This window comes from Alcanivorax sp. HI0007 (assembly GCF_001635525.1).
Lineage (GTDB): Bacteria > Pseudomonadota > Gammaproteobacteria > Pseudomonadales > Alcanivoracaceae > Alcanivorax.
Window position 1 is genome coordinate 63,613 of sequence record NZ_LWEJ01000093.1, and the last position, 21,267, is coordinate 84,879.

General features: G+C 58.9%; 19 protein-coding genes. 6 read left to right on the top strand and 13 right to left on the bottom strand.

Annotated features, from left to right (window positions below; translation table 11 throughout):
- Nucleotides 1-80: 80 nt before the first annotated feature.
- From A3714_RS05670 to A3714_RS05705, 8 genes are all read right to left on the bottom strand, one after another.
- On the bottom strand, nucleotides 81-1,034 hold the full coding sequence (locus A3714_RS05670; RefSeq protein WP_063509918.1) for an NAD(P)-dependent alcohol dehydrogenase: 954 nt from the start codon (nucleotides 1,032-1,034) through the stop codon (nucleotides 81-83).
- Nucleotides 1,035-1,190: 156 nt separating this feature from the next.
- A complete protein-coding gene (arfB, locus tag A3714_RS05675; RefSeq protein WP_063509917.1) occupies nucleotides 1,191-1,607 on the bottom strand; it encodes an alternative ribosome rescue aminoacyl-tRNA hydrolase ArfB in 417 nt (138 codons plus the stop codon).
- Nucleotides 1,608-1,722: 115 nt separating this feature from the next.
- Nucleotides 1,723-3,075, bottom strand: coding sequence for an SPFH domain-containing protein (locus A3714_RS05680; protein WP_063525664.1), 1,353 nt, complete (start codon nucleotides 3,073-3,075; stop codon nucleotides 1,723-1,725).
- A gap of 183 nt (nucleotides 3,076-3,258) precedes the next feature.
- Complete coding sequence (locus A3714_RS05685; RefSeq protein ID WP_063508249.1) at nucleotides 3,259-4,515, bottom strand: DUF445 domain-containing protein; 1,257 nt, start codon at nucleotides 4,513-4,515, stop codon at nucleotides 3,259-3,261.
- A 3-nt stretch (nucleotides 4,516-4,518) separates the two neighbouring features.
- Entirely contained in the window at nucleotides 4,519-5,178 is a 660-nt protein-coding gene (locus A3714_RS05690) for a hypothetical protein (RefSeq protein ID WP_231866000.1), read from the bottom strand.
- 178 nt (nucleotides 5,179-5,356) lie between these two features.
- On the bottom strand, nucleotides 5,357-7,276 hold the full coding sequence (locus A3714_RS05695) for an MFS transporter (RefSeq protein ID WP_082844629.1): 1,920 nt from the start codon (nucleotides 7,274-7,276) through the stop codon (nucleotides 5,357-5,359).
- Nucleotides 7,277-7,445: 169 nt separating this feature from the next.
- On the bottom strand, nucleotides 7,446-8,039 hold the full coding sequence (locus tag A3714_RS05700) for a TetR/AcrR family transcriptional regulator (protein WP_063508247.1): 594 nt from the start codon (nucleotides 8,037-8,039) through the stop codon (nucleotides 7,446-7,448).
- 316 nt (nucleotides 8,040-8,355) lie between these two features.
- On the bottom strand, nucleotides 8,356-9,000 hold the full coding sequence (locus tag A3714_RS05705; RefSeq protein WP_062815097.1) for a DapH/DapD/GlmU-related protein: 645 nt from the start codon (nucleotides 8,998-9,000) through the stop codon (nucleotides 8,356-8,358).
- Between the two features lie 169 nt (nucleotides 9,001-9,169).
- Here A3714_RS05705 and A3714_RS05710 point away from each other — a divergent pair, with 169 nt between their 5' ends.
- Nucleotides 9,170-9,880, top strand: a complete 711-nt coding sequence (locus A3714_RS05710; RefSeq protein ID WP_063508246.1) for a DUF4197 domain-containing protein — start codon at nucleotides 9,170-9,172, stop codon at nucleotides 9,878-9,880.
- A gap of 89 nt (nucleotides 9,881-9,969) precedes the next feature.
- On the opposite strand, the gene A3714_RS05715 is transcribed toward A3714_RS05710, so the two are convergent.
- The 3 genes from A3714_RS05715 to A3714_RS05725 form a co-directional block, all read right to left on the bottom strand.
- Nucleotides 9,970-10,701, bottom strand: coding sequence for a glutamine amidotransferase (locus A3714_RS05715; RefSeq protein WP_062815095.1), 732 nt, complete (start codon nucleotides 10,699-10,701; stop codon nucleotides 9,970-9,972).
- Between the two features lie 222 nt (nucleotides 10,702-10,923).
- Complete coding sequence (locus A3714_RS05720) at nucleotides 10,924-11,487, bottom strand: DNA-3-methyladenine glycosylase I (protein ID WP_063508245.1); 564 nt, start codon at nucleotides 11,485-11,487, stop codon at nucleotides 10,924-10,926.
- Entirely contained in the window at nucleotides 11,456-12,178 is a 723-nt protein-coding gene (locus A3714_RS05725; RefSeq protein WP_063508244.1) for a YafY family protein, read from the bottom strand. Before A3714_RS05725 ends, A3714_RS05720 begins: the two co-directional genes overlap by 32 nt.
- A gap of 201 nt (nucleotides 12,179-12,379) precedes the next feature.
- Between A3714_RS05725 and glyQ the strand changes: the two genes are divergently transcribed.
- From glyQ to A3714_RS05750, 5 genes are all read left to right on the top strand, one after another.
- Nucleotides 12,380-13,351, top strand: coding sequence for a glycine--tRNA ligase subunit alpha (glyQ, locus tag A3714_RS05730; RefSeq protein WP_063508243.1), 972 nt, complete (start codon nucleotides 12,380-12,382; stop codon nucleotides 13,349-13,351).
- Complete coding sequence (gene glyS / locus A3714_RS05735; protein WP_063525665.1) at nucleotides 13,351-15,423, top strand: glycine--tRNA ligase subunit beta; 2,073 nt, start codon at nucleotides 13,351-13,353, stop codon at nucleotides 15,421-15,423. The genes glyQ and glyS overlap by 1 nt, the downstream gene beginning before the upstream one ends.
- A gap of 181 nt (nucleotides 15,424-15,604) precedes the next feature.
- The gene (gmhB, locus tag A3714_RS05740; protein WP_062815090.1) at nucleotides 15,605-16,147 is read left to right on the top strand and encodes a D-glycero-beta-D-manno-heptose 1,7-bisphosphate 7-phosphatase; all 543 of its coding nucleotides are present in this window, start codon (nucleotides 15,605-15,607) and stop codon (nucleotides 16,145-16,147) included.
- A gap of 2 nt (nucleotides 16,148-16,149) precedes the next feature.
- Nucleotides 16,150-16,878, top strand: coding sequence for a 1-acyl-sn-glycerol-3-phosphate acyltransferase (locus tag A3714_RS05745; RefSeq protein WP_062815089.1), 729 nt, complete (start codon nucleotides 16,150-16,152; stop codon nucleotides 16,876-16,878).
- Nucleotides 16,879-16,989: 111 nt separating this feature from the next.
- Nucleotides 16,990-17,349, top strand: a complete 360-nt coding sequence (locus A3714_RS05750; RefSeq protein WP_063509531.1) for an H-NS family nucleoid-associated regulatory protein — start codon at nucleotides 16,990-16,992, stop codon at nucleotides 17,347-17,349.
- A 229-nt stretch (nucleotides 17,350-17,578) separates the two neighbouring features.
- On the opposite strand, the gene gyrB is transcribed toward A3714_RS05750, so the two are convergent.
- On the bottom strand, nucleotides 17,579-19,996 hold the full coding sequence (gene gyrB, locus A3714_RS05755; protein WP_062815087.1) for a DNA topoisomerase (ATP-hydrolyzing) subunit B: 2,418 nt from the start codon (nucleotides 19,994-19,996) through the stop codon (nucleotides 17,579-17,581).
- Nucleotides 19,997-20,005: 9 nt separating this feature from the next.
- Nucleotides 20,006-21,115 carry a DNA replication/repair protein RecF gene (gene recF, locus A3714_RS05760; RefSeq protein ID WP_063509532.1) on the bottom strand — a complete coding sequence of 370 codons (1,110 nt, stop codon included), beginning with the start codon at nucleotides 21,113-21,115 and terminating at the stop codon, nucleotides 20,006-20,008.
- Nucleotides 21,116-21,267: the final 152 nt, after the last annotated feature.

The following is a 21,267-nucleotide window of genomic DNA, read 5'->3' on the forward strand; positions in this document are numbered from 1 at the left end:
GGAGCTTTGCTCGCAAAGCGAAGGGCTTGAACACCCGGGGCAATTCGCCTTGCGAGCAAGGCTCCAACAATTCCTTTCCCTCAGGTTGCGACCTCGATCACCACCTTGCCCCGACACCTGCCCGTGCGGCTGCGCTCATAGGCTTGCTGGCTCTCCGCCAGAGGGAAAACGCTGTCGATGATGGGGCGCACTTTGCCGCTCTCCACCAGGTCCGACAGGGTGTCCAGGTCCCGTGTCCAGGATTCCACCACCACGGTGCCGCAATGCTTGCCGAACACCCGGTAGAACGGGGTGATCAACATGGAGCGGGCATCACCGCCGGTGGAAATAAACCAGCCATCGTCACCGATCAGCCCATCACAGGTGAGCGGGGATTCGTAGGAGGTCACATCAAAGACCAGATCAAACGGACCGACGGTCTTCCGGTAATCCCCCTGGGTATAGTCAATGATGGCATCGGCACCCAGTTCCTGGACAAACTCCGCGTTGCGGCCACTGCATACGCCGGTGACATGGAGCCCCATGGCCTTGGCGATCTGTACCGCGAAGGTCCCGACACCGCCGGAAGCACCAATGATCAGTACCGTCTTGCCGGCTTCCGCCTTGCCCTTTTTCAGACCTTGCAGGGCAGTCTGGGCGGCCAGCGGCATGGACGCTGCCTGCTGGAACGTAAGCGACGGCGGTTTCTTGGCAATCCGCTTCTGATCGATACGGGTCAACTCGGCCAGTGATGCGGTGCGTGGACGCATGTCCATCCCGTAAACCGCATCGCCAATCTCGAAGCCCTGCACCTTGCTGCCCTTGTCGATGATCACACCCGCCAGATCATCACCGAAGAAGGGCGGCAACTTGGTCACCAGCAATGGCGTGAAGGCCACCGCCGCGTGGTAATTCAGCTTCCAGTCCTTGGGGTTCACAGACGCGGCGTGTACCTGCACCAGCACATCGTTGGCGCCCAAACGGGCAGGGGCGGACGCGGTTTCCAGGGTCAGTTTGGCTGACAGGCCCCAGCCTGTGGTGGTGATGGCTTTCATGATGTTGGCTCCGTGATGAACTCAGCGAGCCCAAGCTTAACAAAGGGGAGCGTGAAGAGTGTGGTCCGATGACGCCAAGGGAAAGAGGGTTTGTGTCAGGACGGCGGCAGGCGACAAGACAGCCCTCGGCCTGGCCGAAGGCGTCAGATTCTCCCTTTAGCCCGGATCCACCTTGCCGCGCAGGGACTTGGTCCTGCCGCGTTTGGTTTTACTGTCCATGCGCCGCCGTTTGCTGCTCAGGGTGGGCCGGGTCGGTTTGCGGCTTTTCTGCTCCACCGTCACGCCTTTGATCAACTGGGCCAGCCGGGCCAGGGCGTTTTCCTTGTTCATTTCCTGGGTGCGAAATTGCTGGGCCTTGATGACCACCACCCCATCACTGGTGATGCGCTGGTCACTGAGGGCCAGTAACCGTTCCTTGTACCGTTCCGGCAAGGAAGAGGCCCGGATATCGAAGCGCAGATGGATCGCCGAGGCCACCTTGTTCACATTCTGGCCGCCGCTGCCCTGGGCACGGATTGCCTGAAGATCGATTTCCTGTTCCGGCAGGGACAGGTTGGGTGTGATTTGCAGCATGGCGGTACTGTAGCGGCTTCGGGGAAAGGGGAGCAAGTGACTGCGCCGCCGGGGCCTCCCTCAAGAAGCACGCCTGCAGCGTCGTCGATACCACTGCAGGCGTTTGTTTGCGTGATTAGTTCTTCACATCACGGTCGTAGTTGAGCCGTTTGGCCGCATCCATGGTCAGCAGTTGCATGAACGCCTTGGTTTCGGAATCCGAGCCGGTGGGCGTATTCCCGTCGCCACCGCCAAACACATATTGCGGCACCTTGCGCTGGGCGAAGGCTTCTGCCCAGATTTTCTGGATCTCGATTTCTGCATCCAGTTTCTGGGCCAGGGCGTTGTCTGCCTGCAGCACGGCCTTTTTCTGATAGGCCTCTGCATCGGCCAGGGTGCGACGGGTTTCCGCCTCGATGCGCGCTTTCTCCAGGTTCACCTGGGCGGTCTGTTTGTCGATTTCCGCCTGTTCCTGTTTTTTCTGCGCTTCGGTAATGGCCAGCTGTTTCTCGGTTTCCGCTTCCGTGGTGCGCTGGATCTGGTCCACCTTGGCCTTGGCCTGACGCTCGGCCACTTCCCGCTCACCCCGGGCAATGGCCAGCAGTCGCTGCTCTTCTTCCTGCACCCGTTGCTCGCGGGCAATGGCCCGATCCGCAGAGGCTTTCTGCTTCAGTTGCATACGCTCGACGAAGCGCTGGTTCGGATCCATCTGGGTGATACGGGCTTCCACCACGGACACACCGTAGTCGATAAACCGCTGGGACTTGCGGCGCGGGATGCCGGTATCGTCCAGCATCTTGCGCACCACGAAGACCACTTTGGAATCATCGCCGTAGTCCTGCTGCTGGGTGCCCATGGCAACATTGGCGCTGCCTCTCACATCACCCACTCTCTTTTCGCTGATCTCTTCGCGGCGAACGATATAGATGCCATTGATCATCTGGTTTTCGAATTCGGTATTGAACTCGGTACGACCGCCGGAGTAGTACTCTTCCGCACTCATCAGCGACGCATTGGCCTGCAGGGTTTCCTTGAAGGCGGGAATCAGCGCCGTGCGCAGCAGGTTTGCCGGGTTCCGGTATTCATGGGCCAGCTGCAGGAAACTTTCCTTGTCGGAAGGAATGGTAAACCGCACCGTGGCCTGGGCATTGGCGTCCACCTGGTCCAGGAACATGATGTTCTGGGGTGGCAGGGCGGCGGAGGTCTCCGAGCTCTCCACTTCCACATAGTCCAGGTTTTCACTGCCGCCTTTGACCGCCTGAACGGTCAGCGCCCGTTTCCAGGAATTCCAGCGACCGAAGAAGAAGAACTGGTAACCCACATCCGACACCACCTGTTCCTGACCGGTAATAGTGCGAACGTGATACACATAGCCGGGTTCGGCATAGAAAATCGATTTATTGGCAACCACCACCAGGACCAGCACACCAATGACGGCGCCGATCAGTTTGGGTACGGGCAGGGACCCTTTGAGTTTGTCCTTGAGCATGAATGTTCCCCCAGTCAGTCAACGTGAAAGGGGAATATTCTAGAGGGCATTCCGGGAAAGGATAGTGGGCAATGTCTTACATTTGGGGAAACAAGTAACGAGTAACGAGAAGCGAGTTTCGAAAGGCAAAAACGGCATTCGGGAAGGACCGGTTTTCGCTTCTCGAAACTCGTCACTCGCGACTCACCCCACGGGTACCGCAAAGTGGAGCATCACATGCACCTGCAACTCGCCGACCAGGAACCCGAGTAACGCCCCGACGGTAATCAGAATCCACTCGTCCTGCTGGAAGGCCGGCCTGAGCAACCCCTCGAATTCTTCCTCGGTGAGTTCCTGCATCTTGGTGACCAGCAGGTTTTTCAGGTCCATGGCCTCTTCGGCGTAGGCTTCCATATGGGTGAGCGTTTCCGGCAGATGCTGCATCACCTTCTCGGACACGGAGCGCTTCATTTCCTGATAGCGGGTGCTGCCCACGGCGAAGACCACCAGCGGCTTGGCCAGACCCGCCTGTTCGTCCATGGTCCGCTGCACCTGTTTCTGCACCAGGCCAAACAGCCGGTCGGACATGGGCCCGGTAAGGATGGCACCGATCACCGCCGCCGGGGTGACGATCTCCGTGGCTACCAGTTCCCCATAACGGGCCGCCACCTGTTTGCGACGACGCAGGAACAGGCCCTGCCATTCGAACAGGCCCAGATAGCGCACCGGCTGTTTCGGGTTGAAGATCATCTTCAGGGCCAGCCAGTCGGTGAACCAGCCAGTGAACAGCCCGAACAGCGGAATCACCCAGATGTTATGGGTCATGGCCCAGACAATGGCCTGAACAATACCGATGGCAAAACCGAAGTAGATGCCGGAGTTGCGGATGAACTTGAACTCCACATGGCCGGCTTCCAGAAACACCCGGTTGAGCAACTCCTTGTCACGCACCAGCGCGCTGGTGACCAGATCCTTGAGATCAAACACCCGGGTAATGTTGCTTTTGATGTCCGTCATGATCTGCTCGACCATGTGCGGTGCTTCATTCTGGATGCGCTGGATAATCAGGTTCTTCACCGATTCCGGCGCTGACTCCCACAGGCCGGGCTGGTATTCGGCGGCTACCTCGCGGGTGATATCTTCCACCGAGCGGATCAGCGGTTCGCGGATTTCCTTTACCACCCGTTGCGGATCCAGCTTGTCGAACACATCCTCGGGTTTGAGCAGCCGCTCCATCATCAGGTCGCAGGCGATACTGGCCATGGTGGCGGCCTTGCGCGGCACAATGCCCTGCCAGCCCAGGAAAGGTCGCCAGCCCACAAAGTTCAGGGGTTTGAACATCATCTTGATGGCCACCACCTTGGTGTAATAACCAATGGCTGCGGCCACAAACGGCATGGCCAGATAAAGCAGCCAGTTGGCTTGGATGTCCGCCAGAATCAGATTGATATCGGTAATCATGGGTTACTCCTCGCTCGCTGCGTCTTCACCCAGCAACGCCCACACCTTGCTGCCCAACGGGCTCATGTGGAGGGTTTCACGACGGACTTTCAGTTTCGGGGAGTGCGCTTTCAGCGCTTCTTCGGCCTTGCGGTAATCGCTGTCACCTTCGAGCAATTCATAATCGGTACGTCGCGCTTCGCTAAAGCCGGCAGCCACCACCAGACCGCGGGCGAACAGGCGGCTCAGATAGAAGGCGATAAAATCCGTGCACTGGATGCCGGCCGCTCTGCCGATATTGGAATGGCGATAATGGACTACCCCCGGCGAAAGACGACCACCGGTGTAAAGCGTCAGCATGGGGAAACCACTGCCATCGGAAAGCGCCGCCAGCAGACGGGCTTCATCGGCGGTGGTGCCTGCCAGGATCTGGCTGACCAGCATGGCACGGGCCTGCTCCTGGCTCTGCTCCATGGACACTTCCAGCAACTGCTGGAAACTGTCCGCTGCACCCGCCAGGCTGCCGGGGGACTCCAGCCCTTCGAGACGATGCTTTAATCCCTGAAGCACATCCTGCTCCACCTGATGCAGGCGTTCATCGGCACGCTGTACCGGCGGCAGTTGATATAACAAATGCTGTATCCGCGCCCGCAGGGCGGCGGGCGAGAGTGGCGAATCAGACACGATTGTTTCCTGTTTTTATTGTGGTTTCGGGTCCTTGAGGCTTGGCGAGGTTTTATCGCTATCGCCGGGTCGGGCAAGATCGACGGAACAAGGACCTCTTTATTATTGAGTGTGCTCGGTTTTCATTTTTGTGCAAGTTACCGTGCGTATGGATTACGCAACCTGTGCCAGCCATGCTCTATGGCCGCTCACGCAAGGCCAGCACCCGCTCACGCAGATCCTCAGCGCGAACCTGTTGCGGCGCAACGGCCTCTCCCACTGCCAGCTTGATCCGCGACCAGAACCGGCGCGGTAGCCGGGTCAGGGCCTTGCCGCCCTTGTGGCTGAAGAAACTGCCCCACAGGCCCGACAGGGCCATGGGAATCACCGGTACCGGATAATCAGCAACGATCTTTTCGATACCGGCGCGGAATTCCGCCACCTCTCCGTCGTCGGTGAGTTTCCCTTCCGGGAAGATACACACCACCTCTCCGGCTTCCAGTTCCTCGCGAATTCGCACAAATGCCCGCTCGTAGATCGCCGGGTTACGGACTTTGGAATCGATGGGAATGGTCTTGCCGGTACGGAAAATATAGTTGAGCAACGGCATGTCATAGATCGGCTTGAACATGACAAACCGCACCGGGCGACGGATAGCCCCGGCCAGGAGCAGCGCATCCACATAGCTCACGTGGTTGCAGACCAGCATGCAGGGTCCCTCATCGGGAATATGTTCCATACCATGATGCTTCACCCGATACATGGTGTGAGTCAGCATCCACACCAGCAGACGAATCAGGAATTCCGGCACCACCGAATAAATGTAGGACGCCACCAGCACATTGGCCAGGGCCAGGGCCAGGAAGAACTGGGGCACGGTCAGCTCCAGCATGCCCACCAGCACGATGCCGGCCACCGCCGAGCCCACCATCAACAGGGCATTGAGAATATTGTTGGCGGCAATGATCCGCGACAGGTGTTTGGGGTTGCTGCGGTGCTGGATAAAGGCAAACAGCGGCACGATGTAGAAACCACCGAACACCCCGATACCGAGCAGGTCCATCAACACCCGGTAGCCGCCGGCCTGCTGCAGGAAACCCGAAATATCCACCTGGCCGCTGCCTTCCAGCCCGGCATAGGAAAAGAACAGATCAATACCGAATACGCTCAGGCCGATGGAGCCCAGCGGCACCAGGCCCAGTTCCACCCGTTTGCCGGACAGTTTTTCACACAGGAAGGAGCCCAGGCCGATACCGATGGAGAAGGTCCCCAGCAGCAGGGCATAAAGGCCGTCGGTACCCAGCAGGTAGTCATCCACATAGACCTTGAGCTGGGTGGTGTAGGCCGCGCCAAGAAACCAGAACCAGGAAATCCCCAGCACACACATCCACACGGATTTCACTTCCCGGGCATAACCGACGATATGCCAGGTTTCCTTCCACAGGTTCCAGTTCAACGTCAGCGTCTCATCCGCCGCCGGCGCCGAGGGAATACCCCGGGCGGCCAGATAACCCAGCAGCGCCAGACCCACCACTGCCACGGCCACCACGCCATCGCCCACACCTTCCATTTTAAGGAGCACGCCGGAAATGGAACCCAGCAGAATGGCCAGGAAAGTGCCCATTTCCACTAGGGCATTACCGGATACCAGTTCCTTGTCGTCCAGTTGCTGGGGAATGATGGAATACTTGATCGGGCCAAAGAAGGTGGACTGCAGGCCCATGCAGAACAGTACGCCAAGCAGGAAATACACCGCGTCAAAGAAGAAGCCCACGGCGGCAGCGGACATGATGCAGACTTCCACAAATTTGATCTTGCGGACCAGTGAGGCCTTGTCGTATTTATCCGCCACCTGGCCAGCCAGGGCTGAGAACAGGAAGAACGGCAGAATGAACAGGGCCAGGGCCACGTTGTTCAGGGTGTTGACGCTGACCGCGGTGACCGCACCGGAAGCAATCAGCAGTATCAGCGCCTGGCGAAAGACATTGTCGTTGAAGGCGCCGAGAAACTGGGTAAAGAAGAAAGGCCCGAATCGGCGTGACGCCAGTAGAGAGAGCAACCCTTTTTTCACTGTCCTTTCCTTATTGGTTTTTCCGTTGGCGTCGAGGCCGGGATCCATTCAGGTTGAGCGAGTTACGAGGTACGGGTTTCGAGAGGCAAACCCGGCTTTGCTTTTCGCTACTCGAAACTCGTACCTCGTGACTACACAATGAATCAGTGCCATTCGCATGACTCATTGCACCCTGCGCGGGACCTTTCTTTTCCTGGAGGAGCCGTCTCCCGTGGATCTACCCCGCCCAGCTGTTCAGATAGTTTTCCAGCAACGAATCCAGCATGGCCTGTTCATCCACATCCCCGGCCACATCCAGTTTGTTTTCCGCTGCCAGTACCGCGATGCCATGAACACTACTCCACAGGGTGCGGGCGGCCAGGTGAATGGCACTGTCTGACTGACCTTCCGCCAGCCGTGCCATCTGCCGCTCTACCCGGGCAAACAGACTGGCCGTACGCTGCTGATACCAGTCCGGCACCGGCGCCGCTTTCTGCATGCGATGCATGAATACCATCTGCCACAGGGCGGTCTGCTCCCTTGCCAGCGCCAGGTAGGCACTGGCCATGTGGTGCAGGACCCGTTGTGGTGAGCCTGTACTGACGGTTTCAATCTCTGCCAACAGCGCATCCAGGGTGGCAGCATTGGCGTGGAGAATCAGATCATCCAGGTTGGCAAACACATGATAGAGCATGCCCGGGGTATAGCGGATGCGCTCCGCCACCTTGCGCACACTGAGTTTCGCCAGTCCCTGTTCTGCCACCAGCTCGCGTACCGCATGAACGGCCAACGCTTGCAGTTCCTCACGGCTGTGTTGGTTACGACGTGCCACCTGGATTCCTTATTGTTGATGACGATGTTCCTTGCGGCCCCTGTGAGCGCCATAGAACGGTCACGCCCACATTGGCAGGGTTTGCGGACAGTTGCAGCCTTGCCAGAACCGTCCCGTCGCGGTGGATCTCAACTGTGCCATAAGCGACCCCATTCTGCCTGCCGTTGCGGGATTGGCTGCAAAACCTGTTTGCTCGGTCTCAAGTCGCCAATCAGACACTACACCGGACTCGTCTTTTTGTTCAACAGTGTTTAATAAATAACATAGCTAAACGCTGTTCAACAAAGAAGCTGTTACCGATTATGTGGCGGGGTGTTCAACAGGAGGGATCGACAGGTCGCGCGGGCTCCGGTGCCCCGGGCCGTCGGCCCACGGGGCGGGCCGGGTTGCCGGCAACGATGGTCCAGGGCGCCACGTCCCGTGTCACCACGGCCCCCATGCCAACCACCGCGTGGTCACCGATAGTGACCCCATCAACGATGCCAGCCCGGGCGCCGATCCACACATCCCGGCCGATGCGGATACCCTTCGAGGTCACTGGCTGCTCGCGGATGGGGCGAACCGCGTCCAGTCCATGATTAAACGCATAGAGTGTGCAGTAAGCGGCAATGCGGGTGTCGTTCCCAATGTGGATGCCCGCGGCCCCGCCATCCAGGGTCACATGATGGTTGAGACTGACCCGCTCACCCAGGCGGACCGGGCCATGGATAACACAATCTGCAGCGATCTGGCAGCCATCTGCCACGATAATGTCGCGACCCGGCTCCGCAAGAAGGACTGCCTGGGGCGCCACAAAGCAGGCCTCCCCGAAACGCACGGTCTCCAGTGCCATCAATTGCTGCTGGATCTCCCGCTGCCAGGGTTCCGCCCAGGCACGATGTTTTGCTTTCAGGCGACCGTAGAGCCAGGGCATATAGGCCAGGCGTTTTTTGTGCTGTTCGCGGTAGTCGGGGTGAGTCATGGCACTCTCGATATATCCGTAGGAGCGGCGCTTGAGCCGCGAATCTGCCTGCGAAGGCCTCGCAACTATGATTCGCGGCTCAAGCGCCGCTCCTACAATAAGCAATACGCATTTAGCAGCCAGCCCGGAATGCAGTAGCATTGGCCGCAAACCATAAGGAGAGTGTGGCATGAAACAACTTTGGGTACTGGTGGGATTGCTGGTGTTGGCCGGCTGCAAAACCATGGAAGGGGCGATGCCCTGGATAGACGCGGGCAACCAGATGGCCAAGAGCGCCGGCTACGACACCGACTCAAAACTGGCAGCAGGCATCAAGGAAGCCCTGATCACGGGCACCGACCGGGCCAGCACCCAGCTTTCCCAGACCGGAGCCTTCAATCTCAAGCTGCCCGCGGCGGCCCAGCCCGTTGCCGATACCCTGCGCCAATTCGGCTTCGGCAGCTATGTGGACAAGGTGGAAACGGCCATGAACCGGGGTGCCGAACAGGCCGTGGCCGAAGCCGCCCCGGTGTTCAAGCAGGCCATCAGCAACATGAGCGTCAACGACGCCCTGGGCATTATCCGCGGGGGCGATACCGCCGCCACATCCTACTTCCGCGGGGAAACCGAAAGCAGTCTCCGTCAACGCTACCAGCCGATCGTGGAAGACAACCTGAAAAAGACCGGCTTCTATGATCAATACAAGAGCCTGCTTGCGGTCTACGATAAGTTGCCACTGACTAACAAGCCCAATCTGAACCTGGAGAGCTACGTCATCGACAACAGTATGGACGAGCTCTACACCCGCATCGGTGAACAGGAAGCGCTAATCCGCCAGAATCCCATGCAGCAGGGCAGTGCCTTACTCGGGGCAGTGTTTGGTTCGGGGCAGGGCGAGTAAGCAGGGCTTTTGGTAGGAGCGTCGCTGGCGGCGCGATTCCAAAAGTTGGGTTATCGCGCCGCCAGCGACGCTCCTACGGCACAGGTTCGCTACGCCACCTGCACCGCCGACAATCTCGCAAACCGACCCAGGATAGCGCTGGCATCATCGCATTCGCGCACTTCCGGCAGGTGGCTGTCCACCTGCTGCTGGGTCAGCCCCTCACCACGCAGCGCCTGCAGATAGGCGCGCATCACATCGGCGCTGAATTCCGGATGAAACTGCACGCCCCAGACCCGGTCCCCGTAACGGAAGGCCTGGCAGGCGTCGTGGCCATTGCTGGCCAGGACCGTGGCGCCGGGTGGCGGAGTCAGTACTGACTGACGGTGCACCACTTGTGCCCACGGGTGTTTCGCGATGGCACCTAACAGGGCATCCTGGCGTCCGGCAGCGGTCAGGCGCAGGGCCACGGTGCCCACTTCCAGCCCCATGGGATTGTCCGCCACTTCACCGCCCAGGGTGCGAGCCAACAGCTGGTGGCCGAAACACAACCCCAGCACGGGCACCTGCACCGCTTCATGGATCAGGGTATACAGCCAGCGCATCAACTGCCGCATCCATGGCGCCTGATCGGTGACCATGGCATGGGAACCGGTAATCACCACGCCTCCCAGCGCGCTCAAGTCTGGCAGCCGCCCCCTGCGGTCCGCATCAATCACCATAACCCCGGTGGTCGATCCAAGCCCCTGGTGTATCCAGGCATCGAAATCCCCGTAGTGCTCGCTGATCTGCGGGAAGGTGCTGCCAGTCTTGATGATGGCGATGGGTTTTACATTGTTCATGGCCTGTTCACCGTACTGTCCTTGTCTGGTTTCTTATACAGAGCAAGGGCTGTACCAACTTTTCAATACGCTATAACCCAGTCGCGAGGTACGAGAAGCGAGAAGCGAAAACCAGGCTGTCCCGGCTTTGACTTTCGAAACTCGCTTCTCGCAACTCGATACTGCCGTGATCGCGCAGCCAGCGACGCTATTCGCTACGTTCCTACGATAAAGGTTAGGGCGTTATAAGAGTTCCCGATGCCGCGGGCAGGTGGTCAGGTGGTCGTTGACCATGCCGGTGGCCTGCATGAAGGCGTAGACGATGGTGGGGCCGACAAACTTGAAGCCCCGTTTTTTCAGGGCCTTGCTCATGGCGTCGGCCACCGGGGTGGAGGCGGGCACCTCCTTGAGTGTGCGGAAGTGATTGATCTGCGGTTGCCCCTCCATAAAGTCCCAGAGAAAGTCACTCAGGGTGCGACCCTCTTCGCGCAACGCCAGATAGGAGCGGGCATTGCCAATGGTGGCAGCCACTTTCAACCGATTGCGGATGATGCCCGGATCCTGAAGCAGGGCGGCCACCTTGCGGTCGTCATAGCGGGCAATCTTCTGCGCGTCGAAGCCATCGAAGACCTGGCGATAATGCTCGCGCTTGCGCAGTACGGTAATCCAGCTGAGCCCGGCCTGGGCACCTTCCAGATTCAGGCATTCAAACAGGGCCTGATCCTCATACTCCGGCACTCCCCACTCGTGATCGTGGTAGTGCTGGTAGAGCGGGTCATCCCCGCACCAGGGACAGCGGTCGTTCATCACTTTTCTCTTTTGTGGTTTCACAGTCAAAAGACGCTTCGTAATCCGCCAGGGTCTGACCGGGGCGCACCGGGTAGCTGTCTTCCAGGGTCTGCAGGATAACAATACGGTCCACCCGGAAATGCCGGAACGCACCGCGCAGTTCACACCAGCCCGCCAGGGTCCAGCAGTGGCCCCAGAAGTACAGCCCCAGGGGCCAGATCACCCGCTTGCTGTGCTGCTCCTGCAGATCTCCGTAATGCAGGCGCACCTTGGCCCGTTCGGCGATGGCCTGCTGCAGCGGATCCAGCAGGGCACCCAGCATGCGCCGCTCCGGTAGCGGCGGGGCGCTCACCGGTGGCGTCATGGCGCGCAACTGGGCCGGCACCGCCATGGCCAGTTTTTCCTGCACCGCCCGCAGGGCTTCCGCCTGGCGCCGGCCCGCCCAGCCCTGGGCCATGGCCAGGCCGGTGAGCAGGGCCTGCCATTCCTCCACGCTGAACATCAGCGGCGGCAGCTGGTAGCCCTCGAGCAACGCATACCCTTTGCCTGCCTGGGAATAGACCGGCACGCCACTGGCGGAGAGGTGATCGATATCCCGATAAATGGTCCGTTCCGATACCGCCAGCCGCTCGGCCAACGCCTGGGCAGTAGTCCACTGGCTGGCACCGATAATCTGCACGATCTGAAACAAGCGTTCCGCGCGTCGCATGCTCTTTCCCTGTTATCACGCTGGTGATGTCCCTCTGGCCTTCGACATTACCCGAGCCGGCCTGGTGCGTCATTCTACCGGTTCTCTCCTGACACCCTGCTGTCAGTAGTCATCCGGCCAGCGGTATCACCGGCCCGGTCGGCCCGGTATACTTGGCGCCTGCTTTTTGGGGCAAATCGAAATCGAACAACGGGATTCAGCATGGCGGAACAACCGCAGACGGACATCATGACATTCCAGGGCCTGATTCTGGCCCTGCAACAGTACTGGGCCGAGCAGGGGTGTGTGGTCGTACAACCCCTGGATATGGAAGTGGGCGCGGGTACCTTCCACCCGGCCACCTTCCTGCGCGCCATTGGCCCGGAAAACTGGAACAGTGCCTATGTGCAGCCTTCCCGCCGGCCCACCGACGGGCGCTACGGGGAAAACCCCAACCGGCTGCAGCACTATTACCAGTTCCAGGTGGTACTGAAACCGTCGCCGGACAATATCCAGGAACTGTATCTGGGTTCCTTGCGCATGCTGGGCTTTGATCCGCTGGTCCACGATATCCGCTTTGTGGAAGACAACTGGGAATCCCCCACCCTGGGGGCCTGGGGTCTGGGCTGGGAAGTGTGGCTCAATGGTATGGAAGTGACCCAGTTCACCTACTTCCAGCAGGTGGGCGGCATCGACTGCTACCCGGTCACCGGCGAGATCACTTACGGTCTGGAACGCCTGGCCATGTATATCCAGGGCGTGGATTCGGTCTACGACCTGGTGTGGTCCGATGGTCCCTTCGGCAAGGTCACCTACGGCGATGTGTTCCTGCAGAACGAAATCGAGATGTCCACGTTCAACTTCGAACACGCCAATGTGGATGAGCTGTTCAAGCAGTTCGACCTGTTTGAGAGCGAATCCACCAAACTGATCGAGGCGGGCCTGCCGCTGCCTGCTTATGAGTATGTGCTGAAAGCCTCCCACACCTTCAACCTGCTGGATGCCCGCAAGGCCATCTCCGTCACCGAACGCCAGCGCTTTATTCTGCGTGTGCGCACCCTGGCCCGGGCCGTGGCCCAGGCCTACTTCGACAAGCGCTGTTCGCTGGGCTTTCCCATGGCGGATGCCAGCATCCGCGAGGAAGTGGAGACGGAATTGAAAAAGCAGGCCGACAAAAAGAAGGGGAAGCAATAATGTCCCGGGATTTACTGATTGAACTGGGCACCGAAGAGCTGCCCCCCAAGGCACTGCCCACCCTGAGTGCGGCGCTGACAGAAGAGTTTGTCCGCCAACTGGACGAAGCCGGCCTCAACCATGGTGAGGTAGAAAGCTTCGCCGCCCCACGTCGTCTGGCTGTGCTGGTGCGCGGCCTGGATGACAAGCAGGCGGATCGGGATATCGAACGCCAGGGCCCGGCTGTACAGGCTGCCTTCGACAAGGACGGTAACCCCACCAAGGCCGCGCAAGGGTTTGCGTCCTCTCTGGGTCTGAGCGTGGATCAGTTGGGCCGTCAGGACACCGGAAAAGGGGAGCGCCTGGTAGCCCAGATCACCGAGAAGGGCAAACCCGCCGCTGAGCTGATTCCCGACTTCGTTGCCCAGGCGGTACAGAAGCTGCCGATCCCCAAGCGCATGCGCTGGGGCAAACGCAAGGTACAGTTTGTGCGCCCGGCCCACTGGCTGGTGGCCCTGTTCGGTGACGAGGTGGTGCCTTTCGAGCTGCTGGATCTGCAGGCCGGCCGCACCAGTTACGGCCACCGGTTCCATGCCCCCGGCGCCATCGAGCTGGCCACTGCCAGCGAGTACGCCGAACGCATGGAAAAAGACGGTCATGTGATCGCCGATTTTGCTCGCCGCAAGGCCATGATTGAAGAGCAGGCCATCGCCGCCGGCAAAGAAGCCGGCGGCGCCGCACAGATCGACCCGGACCTGCTCGACGAAGTCACCGCGCTGGTGGAATGGCCGGTGGCCCTGATGGGTAGCTTCGATGAGGACTTCCTGCGTGTGCCCCAGGAAGCCCTGATCAGCGCCATGGAAGAACACCAGAAGTATTTCTCCGTGCTGGACGGCGACGGCAAACTGATGCCCCGCTTTATCACCATCAGCAATATCCAGTCCAAGGATGCCCAACAGGTGATCCACGGTAACGAGAAGGTGATTCGTCCCCGTCTGGCGGATGCGGCCTTCTTTTACGACAACGACTGCAAGAAGACTCTGGCCCAGCACGGCAAGGGGCTCGCCAATGTGGTGTTCCAGCAGCAGCTGGGCACCGTGGCTGACAAGTGCGCCCGCATTGGTGGCCTGGCCGCCCTTATCGCCGAGCAGATTGGTGGCAATGCCGAACAGGCAAAACTGGCCGGTGAACTGAGCAAGGCCGACCTGAACAGCGAGATGGTGGGCGAGTTCGACACCATGCAGGGCATCATGGGTTTCTATCTGGCGCGGCTGGAAGGTCAGCCGGACGAGGTAGCCCAGGCGCTGTACGAACAGTACCTGCCACGTTTCGCTGGCGACAAACTGCCGCAAAGCAAGACCGGCATGGCCGTGTCCCTGGCCGACAAGATCGATACCCTGGTGGGCATCTTCGGTATCGGCCAGAAACCCAGCGGCACCAAGGACCCCTACGCCCTGCGTCGGGCCACCCTGGGGGTGCTGCGCATCATCATCGAAAACCAGCTGGACCTGGACCTGCAGTACCTGCTGGAAAAAGCCGGTGATCAGCTGGAACTGCGCATCAACCGCGCCGACGCCGCGGAAGCCTTCGAGTTCATCAAGGGGCGCTACCGGGCCATCTACCAGGAGCAGGGCATTGCCACGCCGGTGATCCTGTCGGTGCTGGCCATCGACGACGCCTGCCGCAAGCCCCTGGATTTCGATCGTCGGGTAAAAGCCGTCGCTGCCTTCCAGCCCCGGGAAGAAGCCCAGGCGCTGGCGGCTGCCAACAAGCGGGTGTCCAATATCCTCGCCAAGCTGGATCAGGCACCGCCGGAGGAAATCGACGGCGCATTGCTGAAAGACGAGGCCGAGCAGACACTCACCAACCTGGTGGTGGCCAGCTACGAGCAGTCCGAACCGCTGCTGGAGAAGGGCGATTACCAGGGCGTGCTGGAAATGCTGGCCGAACTGCGTGAGCCGGTGGACGCCTTCTTCGACACCGTCATGGTGATGGCGGAAGACGAGGCCGTCCGCAATAACCGTCTGGCGCTGTTGGCCTTCCTGCGCGACCTGTTCCTGAATGTGGCGGATATCAGTCTGCTGCAGGAATAAATGGGCGCTTGCACGCAACACGCTTCAGGCAAGCACGCGAAAATAACAGGGCCGCTTTCCAGCGGCCTTTGTTTATCCGTAGGAGCGCCTTCAATTTTTCCGGTAACGTGTTCGTAACCTGAAACCCTTTCGCCATGCGAGCATGGCTCCTGCGGACACGATTGGTATTGGGCAAGAATCCATGAACAACCTCATCATCCTCGACCGCGACGGTGTCATCAACGAAGACTCCGACGCCTATATCAAGACACTGGACGAGTGGATTCCCCTGCCGGGCAGCATTGACGCCATTGCCCGGCTCAGCCGGGCAGGCTATACCGTAGTGGTCGCCACCAACCAATCCGGTATTGCCCGTGGCTATTTCACGGTGGCAACACTGGATGCCATGCATAAACGTCTGACGGATCTGGTCCGTGACGCCGGTGGAGAGATGGGCAAGATCTTTTATTGCCCCCACGGACCGGATGATGGTTGCCTCTGTCGTAAACCCGCACCCGGTCTGATTGACCAGATTGTTACCGAGTATGGCGATGTCACCGGCGTCCCCATGATTGGTGATAGCCTACGGGATCTGGAAGCCGGGGTTGCCCGGGGTTGCAAACCGGTACTGGTATTAACCGGCAAGGGATTAAAAACACAGGACAAGGGTTTGCCCGCCACACTGGGTCAGGTGGACGTTTATCATTCTCTGGCCGATTTTACGGATAATATGTTGAAGGATTAGGCATGACCCAGCACACGCATTACTCGCTGTCGATCAAGATCCGCAGCGTCCTCTTCTTCGTGCTGTATAACCTGGCTGGCATTATCCACAGTTTTTTCTGTGTTCTGATCGGTCCCTTCCTGCCTTACCGACGCCGGTATCAATTCGTTAACCTGTGGACCCGGTTTGCCATGTGGTTGCTGAAACACCTCAATGGCGTTCGTATAAAGGTGGAAGGCCAGGACAATCTCCCCCCCGGCGCCTTCGTGGTACTGGCAAATCACCAGAGCAGTTTTGAAACCTTCTATATGCAGTTGCTGATCAGCCCCCAGGCCACGGTTCTGAAACGCGAGTTACTGTGGCTGCCTTTTTTTGGTTGGGGTCTGGCATTGCTCAAACCCATTACCATCAATCGGCGTAATGGCAGTGCGGCGTTAAAATCCGTGTTGCAACAGGGCAAGCAACGACTGGGGCAGGGCATTCCCGTGGTCATTTACCCGGAAGGAACCCGTCAGGCTCCGGGCACCCTGGGGAAATTCAATCACGGTGGTTCCATGCTGGCTTGCCAGGCCGGTGTGCCGGTGGTGGCGATCAGCCATAACAGTGGAAACTGTTGGCCGGCCCGTTCCTGGATACGCCTGCCGGGCACCATTACCCTTCGCATCAGCCCACCGATTCACAGTGATGGGAAAAAGGCCAAAGCGATTACCGAAGAAGCGGAAACGTGGATTCACCAGCATTATCCTGGATAAGCGATTCAAATCGTTTTTTTATTATTTATCTGCCACGAGTTTAATTGCCTTTGCCCGGTAAAATAACTAGAGTTTGTGCCGCTGTTAATCATCGATAACAAGGGCTACTCAATGAGCATTAATCTTGATGAACTTTCCGTTGATGAACTGGAAAAACTGATCAAGCAAGCAGAATCCGCACTGGACAAGAAACGCAAGGCTGAGCTGAAGAATGCCCAGGCGGTACTTGAGAAGATGGCCAAGGATCTGGGCGTTTCTCCGGAAGCATTGCTGAAGGACACCGCCGGCAAAAAGAAAGCCACCCGCAAGAAAGCCACCAAGAAGAAAGCCAGTGGCGTGCGTCGTCCGGCCAAGGTGAAATACCGCGACCCGAACGACAGCGGCAACACCTGGACCGGCCGTGGCAAACGTCCGCTGTGGCTGCAGGGCGCACTGGAGAAGGGCGCCAAGCTGGAAGATTTCGCTGTATAAATCACAGCGCGTTTCAGCCGACAAGGCACAAAAAAAGCGAACCTTCGGGTTCGCTTTTTTTATGTGTCACCACAGTCTCGAGTGACGACAAGCGGGTATCGAAAGGCAAAATCCAGAGTCAAACATTCCGGTTTTCGCGACTCGATACTCCTACCTGGTGACTCGCCTTGCATGGGAGCCTGCCTGCAAGCGAAATACCATTACCTGCAAGCGGGTCCCACATCACCCCTTACACGTCCAGGTTGGACACCTGCAGGGCATTCGACTCAATGAATTGCCGGCGCGGATCCACATCGTCACCCATCAGGCAGGTAAAGATCTGATCTGCTGCGATGGCGTCTTCGATGGTGACCTGCAACATGCGGCGGCTTTCCGGGTCCATGGTGGTTTCCCACAGCTGCTCCGCATTCATTTCACCCAACCCCTTGTAACGCTGGAAGCTGGTACCACGACGGGCCTGCACCATCAGCCATTCCAGAGCATCCGCGAAGTGGCGAATGGAGCGCTGGGTCTCGCCACGCTGGATATAGGCATCGGCGGCCAGCAGACCTTCCAGGGTTTCCCCGAGAGCCTTGATTTTCTGATAGTCCGGTGACTGCAGAAAATCCAGAGTTACCCGGTATTCGCGGGGTACGCCGTGAGCGAGCACTTGCACACGTGGCAGATACAGGCCCCGTTCCTCGTCCCTGGCAGCAGTAATGGTAAAGGTCTGGGTCGCATCGGTAATGGCATCCACCCGTTTGCCAAGCACCTGGCACCAGTCGTCCATGGCCGCCTGATCCTTCAGGCCCTCTTCGCTGAGAGAGGGCATGTAGATCATCTGCTCCAGCACTTCCTTGGGGAACACCCGGGACTGTCGGTCGACAATCTTCATCACATTGCGGTATTCCGCAATCAGGTTCGCCAGGGGCTCACCACTGATAGGCGGGGCATCGTCCCCCGGATAAAGCGCGGTTTTTTCCAGCGCCAGGGTGGTCAGATACTCCTCCATGGCCAGGTCATCCTTGAGATAGGTCTCCTGCTTGCCTTTCTTCACCTTGTAGAGCGGTGGCTGGGCAATGTAGACGTAACCCCGTTCGATCAGTTCCGGCATCTGACGGAAGAAGAAAGTCAGCAACAGGGTACGGATGTGGGACCCATCCACGTCCGCATCCGTCATGATGATGATGCGGTGGTAGCGGAGTTTTTCCACATTGTATTCGTCACGACCGATCCCGCAGCCCAGGGCGGTAATCAGGGTGCCCACTTCCTGGGAAGACAGCATCTTGTCAAAACGCGCTTTTTCCACGTTGAGGATCTTGCCCTTGAGCGGCAGGATCGCCTGATTCTTGCGGTCTCGACCCTGTTTGGCAGAGCCCCCCGCAGAATCACCCTCCACGATATAGAGTTCAGACAGGGCAGGGTCCTTCTGCTGGCAGTCCGCCAGTTTGCCGGGCAGGCCGGCAATATCCAGGGCGCCCTTACGACGGGTCATTTCCCTCGCTTTACGGGCGGCATCCCGGGCCCTGGCCGCATCGATGATCTTCGAGGAAATGGCCTTGGCTTCCTGGGGATTTTCCAGCAGGTAATCCTGGAACAGCTCGCCCATGGTCTGTTCGACCGCACTTTTCACCTCGGACGACACCAGCTTGTCTTTGGTCTGGCTGGAGAACTTGGGATCGGGGACCTTCACGGAAATCACCGCGGTAAGCCCTTCCCGGGCATCATCCCCGGTGGGGTTGGCCTTTTCTTTCTTGAGAAGACCTTCCTTTTCCATATAGCTGTTCAGGGTGCGGGTGAGGGCAGCCCGGAACCCGGCCAGGTGGGTACCCCCATCCCGCTGGGGAATATTATTGGTGAAGCAGAACAGGTTTTCCTGGTAGGAATCGTTCCACTGCATGGCCACTTCCACGGCGATACCGTCTTCTTCCCGGTCAAACTGGAAATGGAATACCTGGTTCAGCGGCGTCTTGTTTTCGTTCAGATAGCTGACAAAGGCACTCAGACCCCCCTCATACTCGAACACATCCTCTTCACCGTTACGCTCATCCAGCAGGTGGATACGCACGCCGGAGTTCAGAAAGCTGAGCTCCCGCAGGCGCTTGGCCAGGATATCGTAGTGAAACTTGATGTTGGTGAAGGTCTCAGCAGACGGGCGGAAGTGAATGGCGGTACCGCTGCTGTCGGTATTGCCTACCACTTCCAGCGGCATCGCCGGTACACCATGACGGTAGATCTGTTCGTGGACCTGGCCGTTACGGCGAATGGTCAATTTCAGCTCTTCGGAGAGGGCATTTACCACGGAAACCCCCACACCATGGAGGCCGCCGGACACCTTGTAGGTGTTGTCGTCGAATTTGCCCCCGGCGTGGAGCACGGTCATGATCACTTCAGCGGCAGACACGCCTTCTTCTTCGTGCATGTCCACAGGAATACCCCGCCCATTGTCCTGGACGGACACGGATTCATCCGGATGAATCACCACCCGGATTTCGGAGCAGAACCCAGCCAGGGCTTCGTCGATGGAGTTATCCACTACCTCGAAGACCATATGGTGCAGGCCAGTGCCATCATCCGTATCCCCGATGTACATGCCAGGGCGCTTGCGAACGGCGTCCAACCCTTTCAGCACCTTGATGCTGGATGAATCGTAATTTTTCTCCGCCATGGTATTTCCTTATTCACTCCCGGTGAGGGGCCGAAGTTGGCCATGTTCCACGTGGAACATTTTGCTCTCGATCGCCCGTAACGCTTTATTCTGTTGCACCACCGCCTCCCATTGAGGCTGATCCAGTGCGGTAATCAGTGTCTGGTGACCTGTGGAGGCCAGAAACCCCAGCATCTGATTACGGTGTTCTTCGTCCAGCTCTGCCGCCAGATCATCCACCAGCAAGGTACAGACTTTACCTGCCTGACTGATCAGGGGCAGCTGAGCCAGCACCAGGCCATAGGCAACAAGCTTGGCCTGGCCCCGGGAGAGGCGATCTCGTGCCACCACGCCCCGGGTTTCAATACGAATATCACTGCGGTGAAACCCTGCCTGGCTAAACCCACGCCGGATATCATCCTGGCGCAGGCGAGACAGCGCATCCGCATAGCTCTCATCTTTTTGCAGCCCCGTCTGCAGCTGAACGCGAATTTTCAGCTCCGGTGCCAGATGGGACAACACCGTATCCAGCCCCGTCTGCAGCGCCTGCAAATAGCGACGGCGTAACCCTTCGATTCTATCAGAAGTCTGGGCCAGTTGCTGGTCCCAAAACCCCAGTTCCCGTGGGTTCGGACGCCCGGTACGCAGCAGGGCATTTCGTTGCTTCAGGGCTGCCGAGGCAGTGCGCCATACCGGCATAAACTCATGTTCCACGTGGAACATTCCCCAGTCCATGAAACGCCGTCGCAGGGCCGAGGCACCAAAAACCAGCTCCACTGAAGTGGGGTGTAGCGCCAGGACCGGCAAGAGTCCAGCCACTTCACTGAGGGCTTTGGGCGTCTCACCATTCAGCTTGATGGCATCAATACCCCCAGGCGTACGTCGCACCCCCAACCGATGATGCTTCTCTTCGCACACGACTTCCGCATACAGGGTAGCCGCCGGGGCACCGTCGCGGACCAGCCGGGACAACCTGCCACCACGGAACGACCGGCCGCCGCTGCCAATAAAATAGATGGCCTCCAGCAGGCTGGTCTTGCCACTACCGTTGTCGCCCAGGATCACATTCAGGGAAGGGGAGAGGGCAATGTCCAGCTGACGGTAATTGCGAAAATCTCCGAGCTGGAGACGACTCAACATAGAAAGGAATCCACCCACTACACAACCAGGGAGGCCGTCATTGCGGCCAGAAATGAATCACTCGATTGTAGCCCAGGGAGAGGGGCAGGGCACAGCGCCTAAATGGAAAGGAACAGAACACAGAACACTTAAGCCAAAAAAAACCCGGCATC